This is a genomic window from Haematobacter missouriensis (assembly GCF_000740775.1).
Lineage (GTDB): Bacteria > Pseudomonadota > Alphaproteobacteria > Rhodobacterales > Rhodobacteraceae > Haematobacter > Haematobacter missouriensis.
This window is the reverse complement of the sequence record NZ_JFGS01000004.1, coordinates 152,415-166,185: the sequence shown is the minus strand read 5'-3', so window position 1 is coordinate 166,185 and position 13,771 is coordinate 152,415. Positions and strand designations below refer to the sequence as shown.

General features: G+C 63.3%; 18 protein-coding genes. 15 read left to right on the top strand and 3 right to left on the bottom strand.

What is annotated here, in order from left to right:
- The first annotated feature begins 97 nt into the window (after window positions 1–97).
- The 14 genes from CG51_RS06475 to CG51_RS19075 all read left to right on the top strand — a co-directional run bounded on the left by CG51_RS06475 (window position 98) and on the right by CG51_RS19075 (window position 10,972).
- Entirely contained in the window at window positions 98–997 is a 900-nt protein-coding gene (locus CG51_RS06475; protein ID WP_035743245.1) for a LysR family transcriptional regulator, read from the top strand.
- 59 nt (window positions 998–1,056) lie between these two features.
- A complete protein-coding gene (locus CG51_RS06470) occupies window positions 1,057–1,491 on the top strand; it encodes a CBS domain-containing protein (RefSeq protein WP_035743244.1) in 435 nt (144 codons plus the stop codon).
- 99 nt (window positions 1,492–1,590) lie between these two features.
- Window positions 1,591–2,082, top strand: coding sequence for a pantetheine-phosphate adenylyltransferase (gene coaD / locus CG51_RS06465; RefSeq protein WP_035743243.1), 492 nt, complete (start codon window positions 1,591–1,593; stop codon window positions 2,080–2,082).
- A gap of 792 nt (window positions 2,083–2,874) precedes the next feature.
- The gene (locus tag CG51_RS06460) at window positions 2,875–4,086 is read left to right on the top strand and encodes a tyrosine-type recombinase/integrase (protein ID WP_035743242.1); all 1,212 of its coding nucleotides are present in this window, start codon (window positions 2,875–2,877) and stop codon (window positions 4,084–4,086) included.
- A complete protein-coding gene (locus CG51_RS19965) occupies window positions 4,070–5,113 on the top strand; it encodes a hypothetical protein (RefSeq protein WP_143412822.1) in 1,044 nt (347 codons plus the stop codon). Before CG51_RS06460 ends, CG51_RS19965 begins: the two co-directional genes overlap by 17 nt.
- A 107-nt stretch (window positions 5,114–5,220) precedes the next feature.
- Window positions 5,221–5,454, top strand: a complete 234-nt coding sequence (locus CG51_RS19465) for a helix-turn-helix transcriptional regulator (RefSeq protein ID WP_084695070.1) — start codon at window positions 5,221–5,223, stop codon at window positions 5,452–5,454.
- 107 nt (window positions 5,455–5,561) lie between these two features.
- Window positions 5,562–5,837 (top strand): winged helix domain-containing protein, encoded by a 276-nt coding sequence (locus tag CG51_RS06455; RefSeq protein ID WP_035743241.1) that lies wholly within the window; start codon window positions 5,562–5,564, stop codon window positions 5,835–5,837.
- Window positions 5,834–6,049, top strand: coding sequence for a transcriptional coactivator p15/PC4 family protein (locus CG51_RS06450; protein ID WP_035712759.1), 216 nt, complete (start codon window positions 5,834–5,836; stop codon window positions 6,047–6,049). Before CG51_RS06455 ends, CG51_RS06450 begins: the two co-directional genes overlap by 4 nt.
- Window positions 6,046–6,327 (top strand): hypothetical protein, encoded by a 282-nt coding sequence (locus CG51_RS06445; RefSeq protein WP_035743240.1) that lies wholly within the window; start codon window positions 6,046–6,048, stop codon window positions 6,325–6,327. Before CG51_RS06450 ends, CG51_RS06445 begins: the two co-directional genes overlap by 4 nt.
- Before the next feature lie 64 nt (window positions 6,328–6,391).
- Window positions 6,392–7,273, top strand: a complete 882-nt coding sequence (locus CG51_RS06440; protein WP_035743301.1) for a DUF7146 domain-containing protein — start codon at window positions 6,392–6,394, stop codon at window positions 7,271–7,273.
- Window positions 7,270–8,790: a YfjI family protein gene (locus tag CG51_RS06435; protein WP_035743239.1), complete on the top strand. Its 1,521-nt coding sequence runs from the start codon at window positions 7,270–7,272 to the stop codon at window positions 8,788–8,790. Before CG51_RS06440 ends, CG51_RS06435 begins: the two co-directional genes overlap by 4 nt.
- Before the next feature lie 384 nt (window positions 8,791–9,174).
- Window positions 9,175–10,101 (top strand): helix-turn-helix domain-containing protein, encoded by a 927-nt coding sequence (locus tag CG51_RS06430; protein ID WP_035743238.1) that lies wholly within the window; start codon window positions 9,175–9,177, stop codon window positions 10,099–10,101.
- Between the two features lie 80 nt (window positions 10,102–10,181).
- Window positions 10,182–10,454 carry a hypothetical protein gene (locus CG51_RS06425; RefSeq protein WP_035743237.1) on the top strand — a complete coding sequence of 91 codons (273 nt, stop codon included), beginning with the start codon at window positions 10,182–10,184 and terminating at the stop codon, window positions 10,452–10,454.
- Window positions 10,451–10,972, top strand: coding sequence for an HGGxSTG domain-containing protein (locus CG51_RS19075; RefSeq protein WP_051930144.1), 522 nt, complete (start codon window positions 10,451–10,453; stop codon window positions 10,970–10,972). Before CG51_RS06425 ends, CG51_RS19075 begins: the two co-directional genes overlap by 4 nt.
- A gap of 80 nt (window positions 10,973–11,052) precedes the next feature.
- Here CG51_RS19075 and CG51_RS06415 read toward each other — a convergent pair whose 3' ends face one another.
- The 3 genes from CG51_RS06415 to CG51_RS06405 all read right to left on the bottom strand — a co-directional run bounded on the left by CG51_RS06415 (window position 11,053) and on the right by CG51_RS06405 (window position 13,323).
- Window positions 11,053–11,838, bottom strand: a complete 786-nt coding sequence (locus CG51_RS06415) for a VPLPA-CTERM sorting domain-containing protein (protein ID WP_035743236.1) — start codon at window positions 11,836–11,838, stop codon at window positions 11,053–11,055.
- Between the two features lie 343 nt (window positions 11,839–12,181).
- Window positions 12,182–13,087, bottom strand: coding sequence for a hypothetical protein (locus CG51_RS19070; protein WP_143412824.1), 906 nt, complete (start codon window positions 13,085–13,087; stop codon window positions 12,182–12,184).
- Window positions 13,087–13,323, bottom strand: coding sequence for a helix-turn-helix domain-containing protein (locus tag CG51_RS06405; RefSeq protein ID WP_035743235.1), 237 nt, complete (start codon window positions 13,321–13,323; stop codon window positions 13,087–13,089). The genes CG51_RS19070 and CG51_RS06405 overlap by 1 nt, the downstream gene beginning before the upstream one ends.
- A 104-nt stretch (window positions 13,324–13,427) precedes the next feature.
- Here CG51_RS06405 and CG51_RS06400 point away from each other — a divergent pair, with 104 nt between their 5' ends.
- The gene (locus tag CG51_RS06400) at window positions 13,428–13,730 is read left to right on the top strand and encodes a hypothetical protein (protein WP_035743233.1); all 303 of its coding nucleotides are present in this window, start codon (window positions 13,428–13,430) and stop codon (window positions 13,728–13,730) included.
- The last annotated feature ends 41 nt before the right edge of the window (window positions 13,731–13,771 follow it).

Here is a 13,771-nt window from a genome sequence, read left to right as displayed (position 1 = left end):
GGTATTCTCCCTCTCGTCAGAGCCGGCGTCACCTTAGTCTTGCAATTTTATCGGCGGAAGGGGCAGTTTCCCAAAAGCGTTTTGCAAGGATGCCGGTATGGAAGTCGCCGATTGGGATGATCTTCGCATCTTCCTCGCCGTTGCACGGGGGGAGAGCCTTTCGGCTGCGGGGCGCATCCTGCGGCTTGATCCCGCGACTGTGGGGCGGCGTGTGGCCCGGCTGGAGGAGGGGCTGGGCGCCACACTCTTCGCCAAGTCACCGCAGGGTTACGCGCTGACGGAGGGGGGGCAGGGCCTTCTCACTCATGCCATCAGGGCCGAGCAGGCCGTGAGTGGCGCGATGGAGGAGGCGCGGGGAACGCCGGGCAAGCTCGTGGGGGCCATCCGCATCGGGGCACCGGACGGCTGCGCGAACTACCTTCTCCCGCAGGTGACTGCCGCAATCTGTGCCGAACATCCGGATCTGGAGGTGCAGATCGTCGCCCTGCCGCGGGTGTTCAACCTCTCCAAGCGCGAGGCCGACCTTGCCGTGGGCGTCAGCCGCCCGGAGGCGGGTCGGCTCTCCGTGCAGCGGATCGCGGATTACCAGCTCCACCTCGCCGCGTCGCGCGATTATCTGGACAATGCGCCGCCGATCCACACCCTCGCCGATCTGAAGGGCCACCGGATCATCGGCTATATCCCGGACATGATTTTCGACAAGGAGATCGACTATCTTGCGGAGATCGGGGCGGAGACCGTCTCCCTCGGTTCCAACTCCGTGGCCGTTCAGTTCAACTGGGTCCGGCAGGGGGCGGGGATCGGCGTGGTGCATGACTTCGCCATTCCTTCCACGACGAACGTGGTGCGTGTCTTGCCGGAGGCCTTCGGTCTCACCCGAAGCTTCTGGCTCATCCGACATGCCGATGATCGGCGGGTGGAGCGTCTCAATCGTTTTGCCGACTTGCTTGCCGCAGGACTTCGGAGGGAACTTTCGAGATTGGAGGCGATCGCTTGACAGACGGTCGAGACGTGTCAGGCTATTCGGGCGAGCGCCGTGACAGAGGAGGAATGTCCATGCTTGTGCGGCAAGTTCTTTCGGCGAAGGGTTCGGGCAACGTCGCGACGATTGACCCCGACATGACGGTGGCGGAGGCCGCGCGGCAGTTGTCGTCGCGCAAGATCGGCTGCCTCGTGGTATCGGCGGATGGCAGGAAGCTGGATGGCATCCTGTCGGAGCGCGACATCGTGAGAGAGATCGGTCGTCAGGGGCCCCGTTGCCTTGAGGCGTCCGTCCGCTCCATGATGACGACGAAGGTCGTTATCTGCGCGCCCGGCGACGAAGGTGTCGTCATCCTCTCTCGTATGACGGAAGGCCGTTTCCGCCACATGCCGGTGCTGGAGGATGGCGCAATGGTCGGCCTCATCTCCATCGGCGATATGGTGAAAGCGCGGCTTTCGGAGCTGTCGATGGAGAAAGAGGCGCTCGAAGGCATGATCATGGGCTACTAGGCTGCGGTCCGAGCAGAAAACTTCGGCAAACCTTCGGCGTCCCTCTTGCGTCCGGGCCTGTGATATTGTTGCTTCTGCCCCGAAAGCGGAGGGGACAGCATGCGCATCGGCCTGTATCCGGGGACGTTCGACCCCGTTACCCATGGACATCTGGACATTATAAAGCGCGCGACCGCCCTTGTGGACAGGCTGGTGATCGGCGTTGCGATCAATCGAAACAAGGGACCGCTCTTCACGCTGGAGGAGCGGGTAGAGATGATCGAATCCCAGTGCGCCGACTTGTCGGAACTGCATGGGGCGGAAATCGTCGTGCATCCTTTCGAAAACCTGCTGATCGACTGCGCGAGGGATGTGGGAGCCTCCATCATCGTGCGGGGCCTCCGCGCTGTCTCCGACTTCGAATATGAATTCCAGATGGTCGGGATGAACCGGGTGCTCGATCCGTCGGTCGAAACGGTTTTCCTGATGGCGGAGGCGCGTCACCAGTCGATCGCCTCCAAACTGGTGAAAGAGATCGCAAAGCTTGGCGGCGACGTGTCCCGCTTCGTTCCGCCCGCCGTGTCGGACGCGCTGAAACAACGTTTCGCCTGACAGAACTACCTTTAGCGGGAAAGCTGTGTTGCGGGCTCAGGTGTTGCCTTGCCTGCACAGTTCTGCCGTCATGGTTTCGCGCAAATGCCGCAGGATCCCCTCCGGCCGTCATGGTGACTGCAAAGCGCCGCGAGAACGGCGCGAGCCACAGTCCTCTATCCGATGGGAACATGCCTGGCTCCGCCGTAACGTGGCGCCAGAACGCCGCATCCCGTCGCAAATCCCGTTCGCCGGGCCGAACAGGCCCGAACAAGCCCGCACAAGACAGCCATGGCTCAATGCCATAGCGCCAGTGCCGCAGTCAGGCTATGCACCTTGCCCTCGCGACCGCCGCGCCGGGACGCAGCTTCCGGCGGCGCGGGCCCGACATCCGCTCCCCACCGCATTTCTCCTGCCCCTGCGCATTGAACCGGGCCACGGACGGGGCGGAGGCTGTCGTCTGGAACGATGACGGAAGAAACACTGCTGCTACGTTCCGACAAAGCTGGCGCGCCGCCACAGTCAGCCGGGTCCAGGGCTCGCAGGGAGCATGAGAGAGGGAACTTGAACAGAACGAGCCAGAACGGGAATGCTGAAACGCAGCTTCAAGAACTCGTTATGTCTGCAAGATTTTCTATTGAAATCAGTGGTGCCCAGAGCCGGCATTGAATGGCTCTATATCTGGGAATCGTTCCGTATCAGTTGAAATCATCGGTATTGATTCTAAAGGGTGTTGCTGTTTCGTTCAGCCTCACGCACAATCAATTAGTATCACTGAATACCAAATCTAGGGGTGGACTGAAAGGTGGACTGGTGCGGGCCTCAAACCGACTGAGTGCAAGAGGGGCGGCGGCCCTTGCTCCCGGCAAGTATGCCGATGGGGCAGGGCTGTGGCTGTTCAAGGATGAACCCTCGCGCGGCAAGTGGGTGCTGCGCGTGACAATCCATGGACGACGCCGCGAAATGGGACTTGGAGCGTTCCCCGCGGTGTCTCTGGCGGAGGCGCGGCGAAATGCCGAGGCGGAGCGTGCCAAGGTGCGGGCGGGACTGGATCCGATCAAGGAGCGCGAGCGCAACCGCCGTGAGGCTGCCCGCAATCTCCACCTGCTGAAAGACATTGCCCTTGATGCCTTCGAGGCGAGGAAGGCGGAGTTGAAAGGCGACGGCGCTGCCGGGCGCTGGTTCAGCCCGCTCGACATTCATGTGCTGCCGAAGCTGGGCAAGGTGCCGGTTGCTGACATTGACCAGGTGGACATTCGCGACTGCCTCGCCGCGATCTGGCACATCAAGGCGGAGACCGCGCGGAAGGCGCTCAACCGCCTGCACATCTGCCTGCGTCATGCGGCTGCGCTGGGTTTGAACGTGGACCTGCAAGCCCCCGAGAAAGCGCGCGCGCTGCTGGGCAAACCCCGCCACAAGGCCGGGAATATCCCCGCGCTTCCTTGGCAGGAGGTGCCGGCCTTCTACCAAAGCCTTGATGACGGAACCGTCACGCACCTCGCCCTGCGGCTGCTGATCCTGACGGGCGTTCGGTCGGGGCCGTTGCGCTTCCTTCACGAAAGCCAGATCGACGGAGATGTGTGGACGGTGCCAGCCGAGGCAATGAAGGGACGGAAGGATGCCACGGCAGATTTCCGGGTGCCGCTGTCGCCGGAGGCTTTGTCCGTCATCGGTGAGGCCCGCCGCCATGAGCGCGATGGCTTCCTGTTCCCGAGTGTGCGCAAGGGAGTCATCTCCGATGCCACAATGTCCCGCATGATGGAGCGCCGCGAAATGGCAGAGCGGCCGCATGGATTCCGATCCAGCCTTCGCGACTGGCTGGCCGAGGCGACGGATGCTCCGCACGATGTGGCGGAAACGATGCTGGGGCATGTCGTGGGCGGCTCCGTGGAGCGGGCCTATCGGCGCACTGACTTCCTTGAGCAGCGCCGGGCCTTGCTGGCGCGCTGGGCGCAACATGTCGTCGGTCGATCGGGGCAGGCGTTAAATCTTGTCGGAGGGTCAGAGTATGTGGCTACCTCTTAACGGAGTGCCGCTCGAAGACGCGTACCGCATACTTCGACGCTACATCACACGTCGCGCAGTGGAGGAGCTGATTTCACGGAATCCGCCTATTGATCTAACGTTTCCTTTTTCGGAACGAACGAACTTCGAAGCAAAGAGTCATCTTGATTTTAACGCGAGGCTTGGTGCGCTTTCTCTGCTGAGGGACATGATGAAGCGATCCAAGTCACCTATAGTTTTTGCCACAAGCTCGCAGGGACAGAAGGTTGGTCTCTCGTGGACTTCCGCCTGCTATATGTCTGGATGGCCAGCGCGTGAAAAGACGAAGCTGGATAAGAATGGCGAGAGGGTGACGGTTCCGGGCGAGACGCCCCCTGCGATTCTTGCTTTTTGGGCAGGTATTGGGCTTAGTAGCGTGAACGCAAGAAGAATTGATACGGTTGATCTTTTTTCGACCACGGTCTGGGTGGATGCCTTCATAAAAGGTGAAGTGTTTGAAGCTTCCGAAAGGGAGCATATAGCTTCGCCTAATCCAGAGAGGCTAATTGACATTAGAAATGGCGTGGTGGACTTGAGTCCACTTAGGGCTGTAGAGTCAGCCTACCGACTTGCAAGTGAAGGGCGTAGCCGCTTGGCTAGCGCCCTAGTGCCGACCTATTCGTGGAATAGATACCCGCGTGACCTTCCAAGAATTCAGGCGACGCTGAAAGCCTACGAGCCGATAGAGGGTTGGAGGGTCCATGTGGAAGGTAGCCTGGAGCCGAGCACCTACCTGAGCCTTCCTTCTTTGGAGGAAGATGCCCAAATAGCCCCCCCGCCAAATAAACCAGGGAGGCCAAAAAAGGGAGGTGGCTTGGTAGAGTTGGCAATCTCAAATGAGTTTTCGCGCCGCGTTCAAAATGGAGAGATTACGCGTCGAGACAAACGCGAGTCGATCTGTGCTGACGCTCAGCAATGGGCTCGCAATATCTTGGGTCAGGATATCGGTCGTGCCACGGCTCAACGCTATCTTTCTACGGCCTTTGATTTGTTGGACGCCCAATACTAACCAGAAATTTGGGCACGCATGTGGAATATTGGGCTTGAATACCTATTCACCAACCACCCCGCACCGATCAATTCTCAGCCAGTATCAACCAGAATACAGGCTGACCAATGGCTCGCATCGAAACTCAGGCCCTGCGCGATAGCACGGCCACCCCTGTTGACCCGCTTCTCACCGCACGAGAAGCTGCCCCGCTCCTTGGGGTGAGCGTTCCGACGTTCTGGCGGCGCGTGGCGGATGGCACGGTTCCGAAGCCGATCAAGCTGGGTGCGCTTTCGCGTTGGCCTCAGTCGGAAATCCTAGCCGTAATCGAGAAGGCAAAAGCCGCTCGCACTGCCGCCTGAGAAACCGCCACCCCGAGGTATGGGGCGGCGGCGATATTCTGATGCGGCTGTGGGAACAGTCCAAGTATAGCGCTCAGCGCCCCGGCCCGCAATATTCGAGGCCGAGCATGGCTCATTTCACGATCTATCCCGAAGGCTCCCCGCCTTTCTCGGCTTTCATCGAAGGCCGCGAGTTGTGGGCGATGGAGAACCTTATGCGCGCCGGGGAAAAGGGCTGCACGCCTATTTCCGATCCGGGGCCGCGCTGGAGCGCCTATATCCACAAGCTGCGCAAGATGGGCGTTCCCATCGAGACCCGGCACGAGGCCCACGGTGGCCCGTATCCAGGCAACCATGCCCGCTACATCCTGAAAGCCCGCGTGGTGAAAGGCGGTGCCGCATGATCGAGCTGGGCACCATCCGCAAGAATGCACGGGAGGAAATCCGCTTCACGGTGGAGACCTTCAAGGGCGTGGAACTCGTCAACGCCCGCGTCTGGTATCTCCACGCATCCGGGGAATACCGCCCCGGCAGGCAGGGCATCGCCTTCCGTCTGGAACTGCTGGGCGAGGTGCTGGAGGCGCTAGGCAAGGCCCGCAAGGCGGTGCTGCAATGACCGGCAAGGGAGAGCCCACCAGCCCGGAACTGCTGGCCGCTGCGGCTTCCATCGCCATTGCGGGGCGGAAGCTCATCACCGGGACTGACCGCACCAGCTTTCGGGACGTGAGCGAGACACTGGACGCGCTGCACGACCATCTGGCGGTTGCCGGTGGGTCGCTTCTCACCCTCGCCGAACGGCTGGGATGCGAGGCGGAGGTGCGGAAGTTGATTGCCGAAGGACAGGCCCGCGTCGCCGCCTTCCGCGCCTTTCGCGGAACGGAGGGCCGGGCATGACGGAGATCCAGCTTCTGGGCCTGCTGCTGGCCTTCCTCGTGCTGGCATGGTGCGGGTGGTTGCGATGACCGAGGCCCAACGCATCACAGCTGCGCTGCAAGGGCGCTGGCACGGCCGCTATGGCTTAGCCCGCTGCCCGGCACATGGCGACTGCCACCCCAGCCTCTCGCTGTCTGACGGCCCATCCGGGCGGCTTCTGGCCCACTGCAAGACGGGATGCAGCTTCGCGGCTGTGCTCGATGCCCTGCGCGGCCTTGGCATCGTGGAGGGCAACGGCACGGTTCCGCAGACCGATCCGGCAGAGCTGGCCCGTTATCAGGCAGAGCAGCGGCGGGAGGCCGAGAAGCGGGAACGTCAGGCGCTGACTGTCTGGCGGGAGGCGCAACCGATCGGTGGCACGTTGGCGGAACTCTACCTTCGCGGCCGGGGCATCACCTGCGACCTTCCGGGCAGCCTGCGCTTTCATCACGCGTGCTGGCATCCGACCGCCCAGCGCTTGCCCGCGCTGGTGGCGATGGTGGAGGGGGCCGACCGCTTCGCGGTGCATCGCACCTACCTGCGCGCAGATGGCGGCGGCAAGGCGGAGGTGAGCCCGGCCAAGGCCATGCTGGGGGCTGTCACCGGAGGCGCTGTGCGAGTCGCTGAGGGCCAAGGGCCGTTTGTGGTGGCTGAGGGCGTCGAAACCGCACTCAGCCTTTCCAGCGGGCTCCTGCGCGCTCCGGCGACGATATGGGCCGCGCTCTCCACCTCCGGCATGACGGGGCTCCGCCTGCCGCCTGTGCCGGGCCGCCTGACCATTGCCACGGACGGCGACACGCCGGGCCGCACTGCTGGTCATGCGCTGGCCGAACGCGCCACCGCGCTGGGCTGGACCGTCAGCCTGCTTCCCGCGCCGGATGGGCGCGACTGGAACGACATTCTCCAATCGAAAGGGGCCGCTGCATGAACGCGCCCGGCATTACTCCGGCTTTCGCGGCCGAACCCATCCCCTTCAAGGCCGAAGGGCCGCAGCCCCTCCTGCGGGAGATTCCGCCCGGCGAGCCCTATCCGGTCGCGGCGCTGGGCCCGCTCACGGCAGCCGTGGAGGCGGTGCAGGACGTGACGCAGGCGCCCGTCGGCATCGCCGCGCAGTCGGCGCTCTCCGTCGCCTCGCTGGCGGTGCAGGGCTTTGCCAATGTGGAGACGTTGGGCGGCGATGTGCCGTGTTCGCTGTTCTGCCTGACCATCGCGGAAAGCGGCGAGCGCAAATCCTCCTGCGACCGGCTTCTCATGAAGGGTGTGCGCGACCATGAGCGGGCGCAGGCCGAAACCTTCCGGGCCGCATTCTCCGACTTCGAGGTTGCCCGCGAAATCTGGCAGGGCAAGCGCAAGCGGCTGATGACCGAGGCCGCAGCGGCCGACAAGATGAAGGCCACGGCAGCGGAGGCCGATCTGCGCGCCCTTGGACCGGAGCCCCGCTCGCCACTCTATCCGAGCCTCACGGCCCAGGAGCCGACCCTTGAGGGCCTGTTGAAGCTCTACCAGATCGGCCGCCCGGCGCTGGGCCTGTTTTCGGACGAGGCCGGGGGCTTCATCGGTGGCCATGCCATGAATTCGGACAACCGGCTCAAGACCATTGCCGGGCTCTCCCAACTTTGGAACGGCGACACGGTGAACCGCATTCGTTCCGGGGACGGCGCCAGCGACTATCCCGGCCGCCGCCTTGCCATGCACCTGATGGCGCAGCCCATCGCCGCCCGTCCGCTACTGGCCGATCCGCAGGCATCGGGACAGGGCTTTCTTGCCCGCTTCCTCATCACCGAGCCGCCCAGCGCGATTGGCACCCGGTTGCGGCGGGGGCACAGCGTGGCGAGCGACATGGCCATTGCCGCCTTCACCGCCCGGCTGGGCGCCATTCTCGAAACGTCCATGCCGACCGGCGACAGCCCGCAGGAACTTATCCCGGTGCGCCTGCCGCTGTCGCAGGGGGCCAAGGAATTGCTCTGGCGCTTCTATGAAACCGTGGAGGCGGCGCAGGCGGCTGGCAGGCAGATGGAGCATGTCAGGGCCTATGGCTCCAAGGCTGCGGAGCAGGCGGCGCGCATTGCGGGCGTGCTGACGCTCTGGGCCGATCTGGACGCGCCCGAGGTGACACCACAGGTGATGGGATGGGGTATCAACCTAGCCCAATTCTACCTGTCGGAAGCGCGCAGGCTGGCCGAGGCCGGGGCCGTATCGGACGAAACCGCGAAGGCGGAACGTCTGCGGAAATGGCTGCTGGAAAGCTGGCCGCATGATGACGTGACGCCGCGCGAGATTGTTCAGTCTGGGCCAAACGCCCTGCGGGAAGGCAAAGCGCTCGCTGCGCCGCTCGCGATGCTCGTTAAGGCTGGCCATCTCGCTCCCCTACCGTCTGGGACCATCATTCGCGGCGGCGCACGGCGCGAGGCGTATCGGATCGTGAGGCCCGACCATGCTGTTTGACGTGCAAGCCGCACTCTCTGAAATTCTCGCGACCACCCGTGCTACAATCGCTACACCCGCTACAAATCGACCGAATGTAGCGAAAGTAGCGGATGTAGCGGTGCAGCGGGCCGAAAACCCGGCGTCAGCCCCCGTGCTGCCCTTCACCCCGTCGCCCAGCGCTCCGGCCCCTTCGCGGGATGATGACGACATGTTCCGGCATGGCCGATCCATCGCGGGGAACCCGGTCACATGGACAGGTCGCATCGTCCGACTCGATGACTGGCGCCAGCTTTCGGTATGGGGCCGCCACGGGCCAGACGGGCGGTTGTTCTGCGGTATCTGCCGGGCGTGGGTGCAGCCAGACAGCTTCCCTCATTGCCATGACGGAAACGGTGGCGCGGCATGACCGTTCACGCGTTCACATTGGACATGGAGAAGCTGCGCAAGGTCAGGGCGCTGATGGACGGCGCAAAGACCGAAGGGGAACGGCTGGCCGCAAAGGCGAAGGCCGAGGTGCTGGCCGCACGCGCTGGGCTGTCTCTGAAAGATGCCCTGTCCAAACTGGACACCGCGACGGCAACGCCGTCACAGGCGGGCAATCCCTTCGCGGGGTTCGCGGATTGGATGGAGGAGCGGGAACCGGGCTACAAGGCCGAGCAAGCCCGCCGCCGTGGAGATCGGGAGGCCAAGCGGCTGGCGCGCTGTCAGGAACTGCTTGCCGAATATGGATCAGAAAAGGCGGTGTTCGCCGCGACCGATCTGGAAAAGCGCCTGCGCCGCGCTCTGGCCCCGCTCAGAGAGGGTGGGGATAGCTTCAAGGGCTGGATAGCTGGCAATCCGACCCCGGCCATGTGGCAGGCCATTCAGGCGGCCTCTCCGCATCCCGATACCCTGCAAGGCATCTGGGCCGAACATGCGGCATGGGAAAAGCTGACTGCCGACCGCATCGCCTTCGAGCCATACCATGACCCGCCGCCCCATGTCCGCGCCCGGCAGGCTGCGCTTGAGCGCCATATGGACCGGACGCCCGCCCCGACCATCGAGGGGATGCGCGCCCGGCTGGACTGGCTGGCGCATCTGAATGACCGGGGTTTCACGCGCGATATTCACGATGATGAGGCGCTGATTGCCACCATGCGCGCCGACTTCGAGGCCATAGCCGCAGGGATGCAGTCCCCAGCGAGGGGCGAACCCCAGCGTCCGGCCCAGCGCCGCGCCGCCGTGCTGGATCTTCTGGCGACCGAACCCGGCCTGTCGGATCGGGAGATTGCCCGGCGCGTGGGATGCAGCCCACAGACAGTCGGCAACTGGCGCAGGAGGGCGGCATGATCCGGTTAGTTCTCGCTGGGCCTGTCGCACCAATGCCTTCGACCGCCTTTAACCCCCATTTTTAGATGACGGGAGGCATCATGCCCGGACCTGACCCCTTCGGCCTGTCCTATGACGAGAACGAACACGGTCGCCCTGTGGTGATTGCCGAGATGTGGACCAGCCGCCTGCCGCCCTTTACGGGCTGCCCCAGAACCCGCCTTGCCCGCGCCCGTGCCGTGCTGGCCAACCTCAAGCGCGATGGCTGGACCTGCCCACGCTGCGGCCGTCCCGTGCCGCTCTATCGTCGCGCCGATGCCGTCTATTGCTCCACCGGCTGCCGCAAGCGTGCCATGCAGGAGCGCAAGGCATGACCGGGGCCGAGCTTGCCGCCATCCGCAGGGGCACCGGGCTGTCGCAGGGGGCTCTCGCCCAGCGCGTCGGCATCGGTCGCCATGCTGTCAGCTATTGGGAGTGCAAGGCCAAGGTGGACCGGAGGGCATGGGCCGTGCGGCGCATGGCCGAGGTGCTGACGCTGCCGGATGAACCGCGCGTGGGCGCTGGGCTTGACGATTGGCGCGCGCGGATGGAGGCGCAGGACAGGGCGCGGGAAGCCGCCTTCATGGCGCAGGTGGTGGCATGGCAGGCGCGTGACGCCCAGCGCCGCGAGGCGCAGCGGGCTAAGCTTCAGGTGCGGTGCAATGCCAAGACACGGAAAGGCACGTCCTGCCGGTGCAAGTCGGAGCCCGGCAAGAAGCGGTGCAAGTTTCACGGCGGCATGTCTACCGGGGCCAGAACGCCCGAAGGGCTGGAGCGCATCCGCGAAGCACAGCGGCGGCGCTGGGCGCAGTGGAGAGCCGAGGCTTGCCGGGATGGGGTTAACAAAAGTTGACTTGCCCGAAGCGGCGCCTCGTCATGGGGTGATAGGCGTTGCGCCCACGCCCCATGCGCGCAGGTAGAAATAACGATGAGCTAGGCTTGATGGTCGCGCGATGAACGCCGCCGAAGCTTCGCCATTCCGAACAGGGCAGCCGTCCCGGCCAGCAGGAGCGGGGCGCCGGCGGGCAGGGGAACGGGAGCGGGGATAACGCTTGCTTTCCAAGTGCCCGGTTGGTCCGCGGCGAAGAGCGGCACGTCAGCATCATTATACGAGTCATAGAGGCGTCGATCGTCTCTATCGTAGCAGGATTCGACCCCGGTGTTTGAGCTGAGTATCCCGCCGCAGACGTGGTAGTTTCCGCCCGCAAGCGCGAACCAGGACGATATCCTCCACATGCTATCTATGCTGAAGGAGAACTCGTAAGCGTAGTCATGGGTGCCGATCGTTTCGACGTCAGACGGCATCAGACCATAGAATTCAAAGTTTAGCCAGTCGGGCAGTGGAACACTGCAATCGGACCATTCCAAATCTGCGCAGTTCTTCGAGAAGGTAACCGTTTGCGGCTTCTCATCAACGTAGATGGTATAATCGATGGTTTGTTGCACCCCGAGCATATTGCTTGCCGTTTGACGAAACGTCATGTCGGTGATCCAGTAGGGGGCGATCTTATCCACATCGATCTCGATCCACCCTGTCATGCCAGGGCGAGTAGTGCATTCGCCTTCGCAGATTAGGATTCCCTCTTCTTGCGCCCATTCTGACCAGATGGTCGGTACGAGATCATGCCCCTGATAGTCGTAGCGTAAAACTGTTCCCGCCTGACCCGCAGAACCCATGGCCGCCATGCCGGCCAAAGCCGCCAGCGCAAACGCTTTCATGCTCAAATCCCCCGTTAACCAACGCTGTCACGGTCGCGTGACTCCGCTGATTCGGGCAAGCGCAAAGATTGTGATGTTTGAGTATCTAACCTTCGTGGTCATGCCGCATTCTCGCAGCACTACGCGCCCGCGCGGGGATGGGCTGATAGCCTGCGCTGGGCGACCAATACGCGCGCGAGAGAGGGTTAGCCAGAATGCGGCATCGCTGCACGATACGCGCCCGTGCACCCGCCTGTCATGGACTGTCAGGGCCTGCCGGGTGCCTCCCTGAGATTACCCTAACATCGGCAGCCCGCCCTATGGGGTGTTTGTGGGCTGCCGGATTTTTGGAGTCGGTCTAGCTTTACTTCAGCCGCATGTTCTCCGAAGTAAACACGAACTGAAGGGAGCGCCATTGCTCATAGCCCCCCTCAGGCAACGGAAGGCCCTTGCTCCCGCACCGGAGAATGGCGCGACGCGCTGCCTCGAAAGCCTGCCGCGCCGCGCCTTCCGACCCTCCCTCATACCCGATCATGCGTATTGAGCCGCCTTCGGGAGTGCCGCTCTGCGTCATGTTCACGCCGACAGTCACGATGACGCGCTGTGCCTCCGATGACAGCGAACCCGCGCTCCAGCAAGATTGCACCGCGACGCGAACTGCATCCTTTTCTCCGCTCGTCAGTGGTCGGCTGGATGATGCAGGAGGCGCCGATTCAGGCGGCGGTGAATTGGAGAGCGCACCCTTATCTTCGACACCGCGACCTTCCTCCGTGGACTTCGAGCCGAAATCTCCTCGCAGATAGCTCAGGGCAAAGACCCCCATGGCCGCATCGATCGTCGAAGCCGGAGAGTTATCCGAAAGAGTGGAGCCGTTCACCCACTCGGCTTGCTCTCCCGTCAATTTGCTCCCCTGACAGTAAACCTGTCCGACGTGCTTCTCACCATTCAGGAGGAGACGATACCGAAGGACGGGACCGCGTTCGTCCTCCAGCGTCTGGACGGAGGAGAACGGCATGATGTTCACGACCAGACGCGTCGCGTTGGCAGCGCTCTGAAGGACACTTAGGCATTCGGCCTCAGACGGGAAATCCTGCCCCTTTTCGGTGATTTCCTCGAACTTTTTCGCAGCATTTTTCGCAGCCTCCGCCGCGACCTTTCCTTGCTCCAACGCGGCTTGGCCCATCGCAATAGCGGCGCCCGGCGAGATGCCCTGAGCACCGACAGGGGAGGCAAGCATTGCTGTCGCGAGCAAAAGGGCTGATCGGCGCATCATTGCTTCGCCCCCAATGCCACGCCCGGCCCGGTCGCAACCTGTCCGCTTTCGAGGAACTGGATGCCCTGAGCTTCGAGGGCCTTCCGCAGTGCGTCTGCCGTAGAGAGTTGCAGGCCGCTCTTGCCCGTCTCGAAGCGGCTGATGGTTGTGAAGGACACGCCTGCCACCTCGCCTAGCTCCCTCACCCCCAAGCCCAGCGCCACGCGAGCCATTTTGAGTTGTTCCGGCCTCATTCGCCTACCTCGTTAGATAAATCGCTAACATGGTTATTGGCTATTCGCTAACCCTGTATCATAACTATAACACAGTAAGCGAATATGCAAACGGGGTTACTTAAATGACTTACGACCGTTCTGCCATCATGAAAGCCGCCTGGACCATCGTGCGCCGCTTTGCCGGTTCGCGGGAGCCGCTGCGCCAGAAGCTCGCCCGTGCGCTGCGCTACGCCTGGTGGGACGTGAAGCGGGTTGCTGCCATCGCTGCAAGTGTCGCGGCGGAAATGGCCCGCATCGCCGACACGGCGCGCCCGGCTGAGGAAGTCCGTGCGGAAATCTTCCTGATCGAATGCAAAGACCGGCTGGAGCCCTGCGACTGGCGCCGCCTCGATGCCTTGCGCGCAGAGTTGCGCGCCACTGTCTGACCAGCGCCCCGGCGCACCCAATCCCAGACCATCGCTCTGGA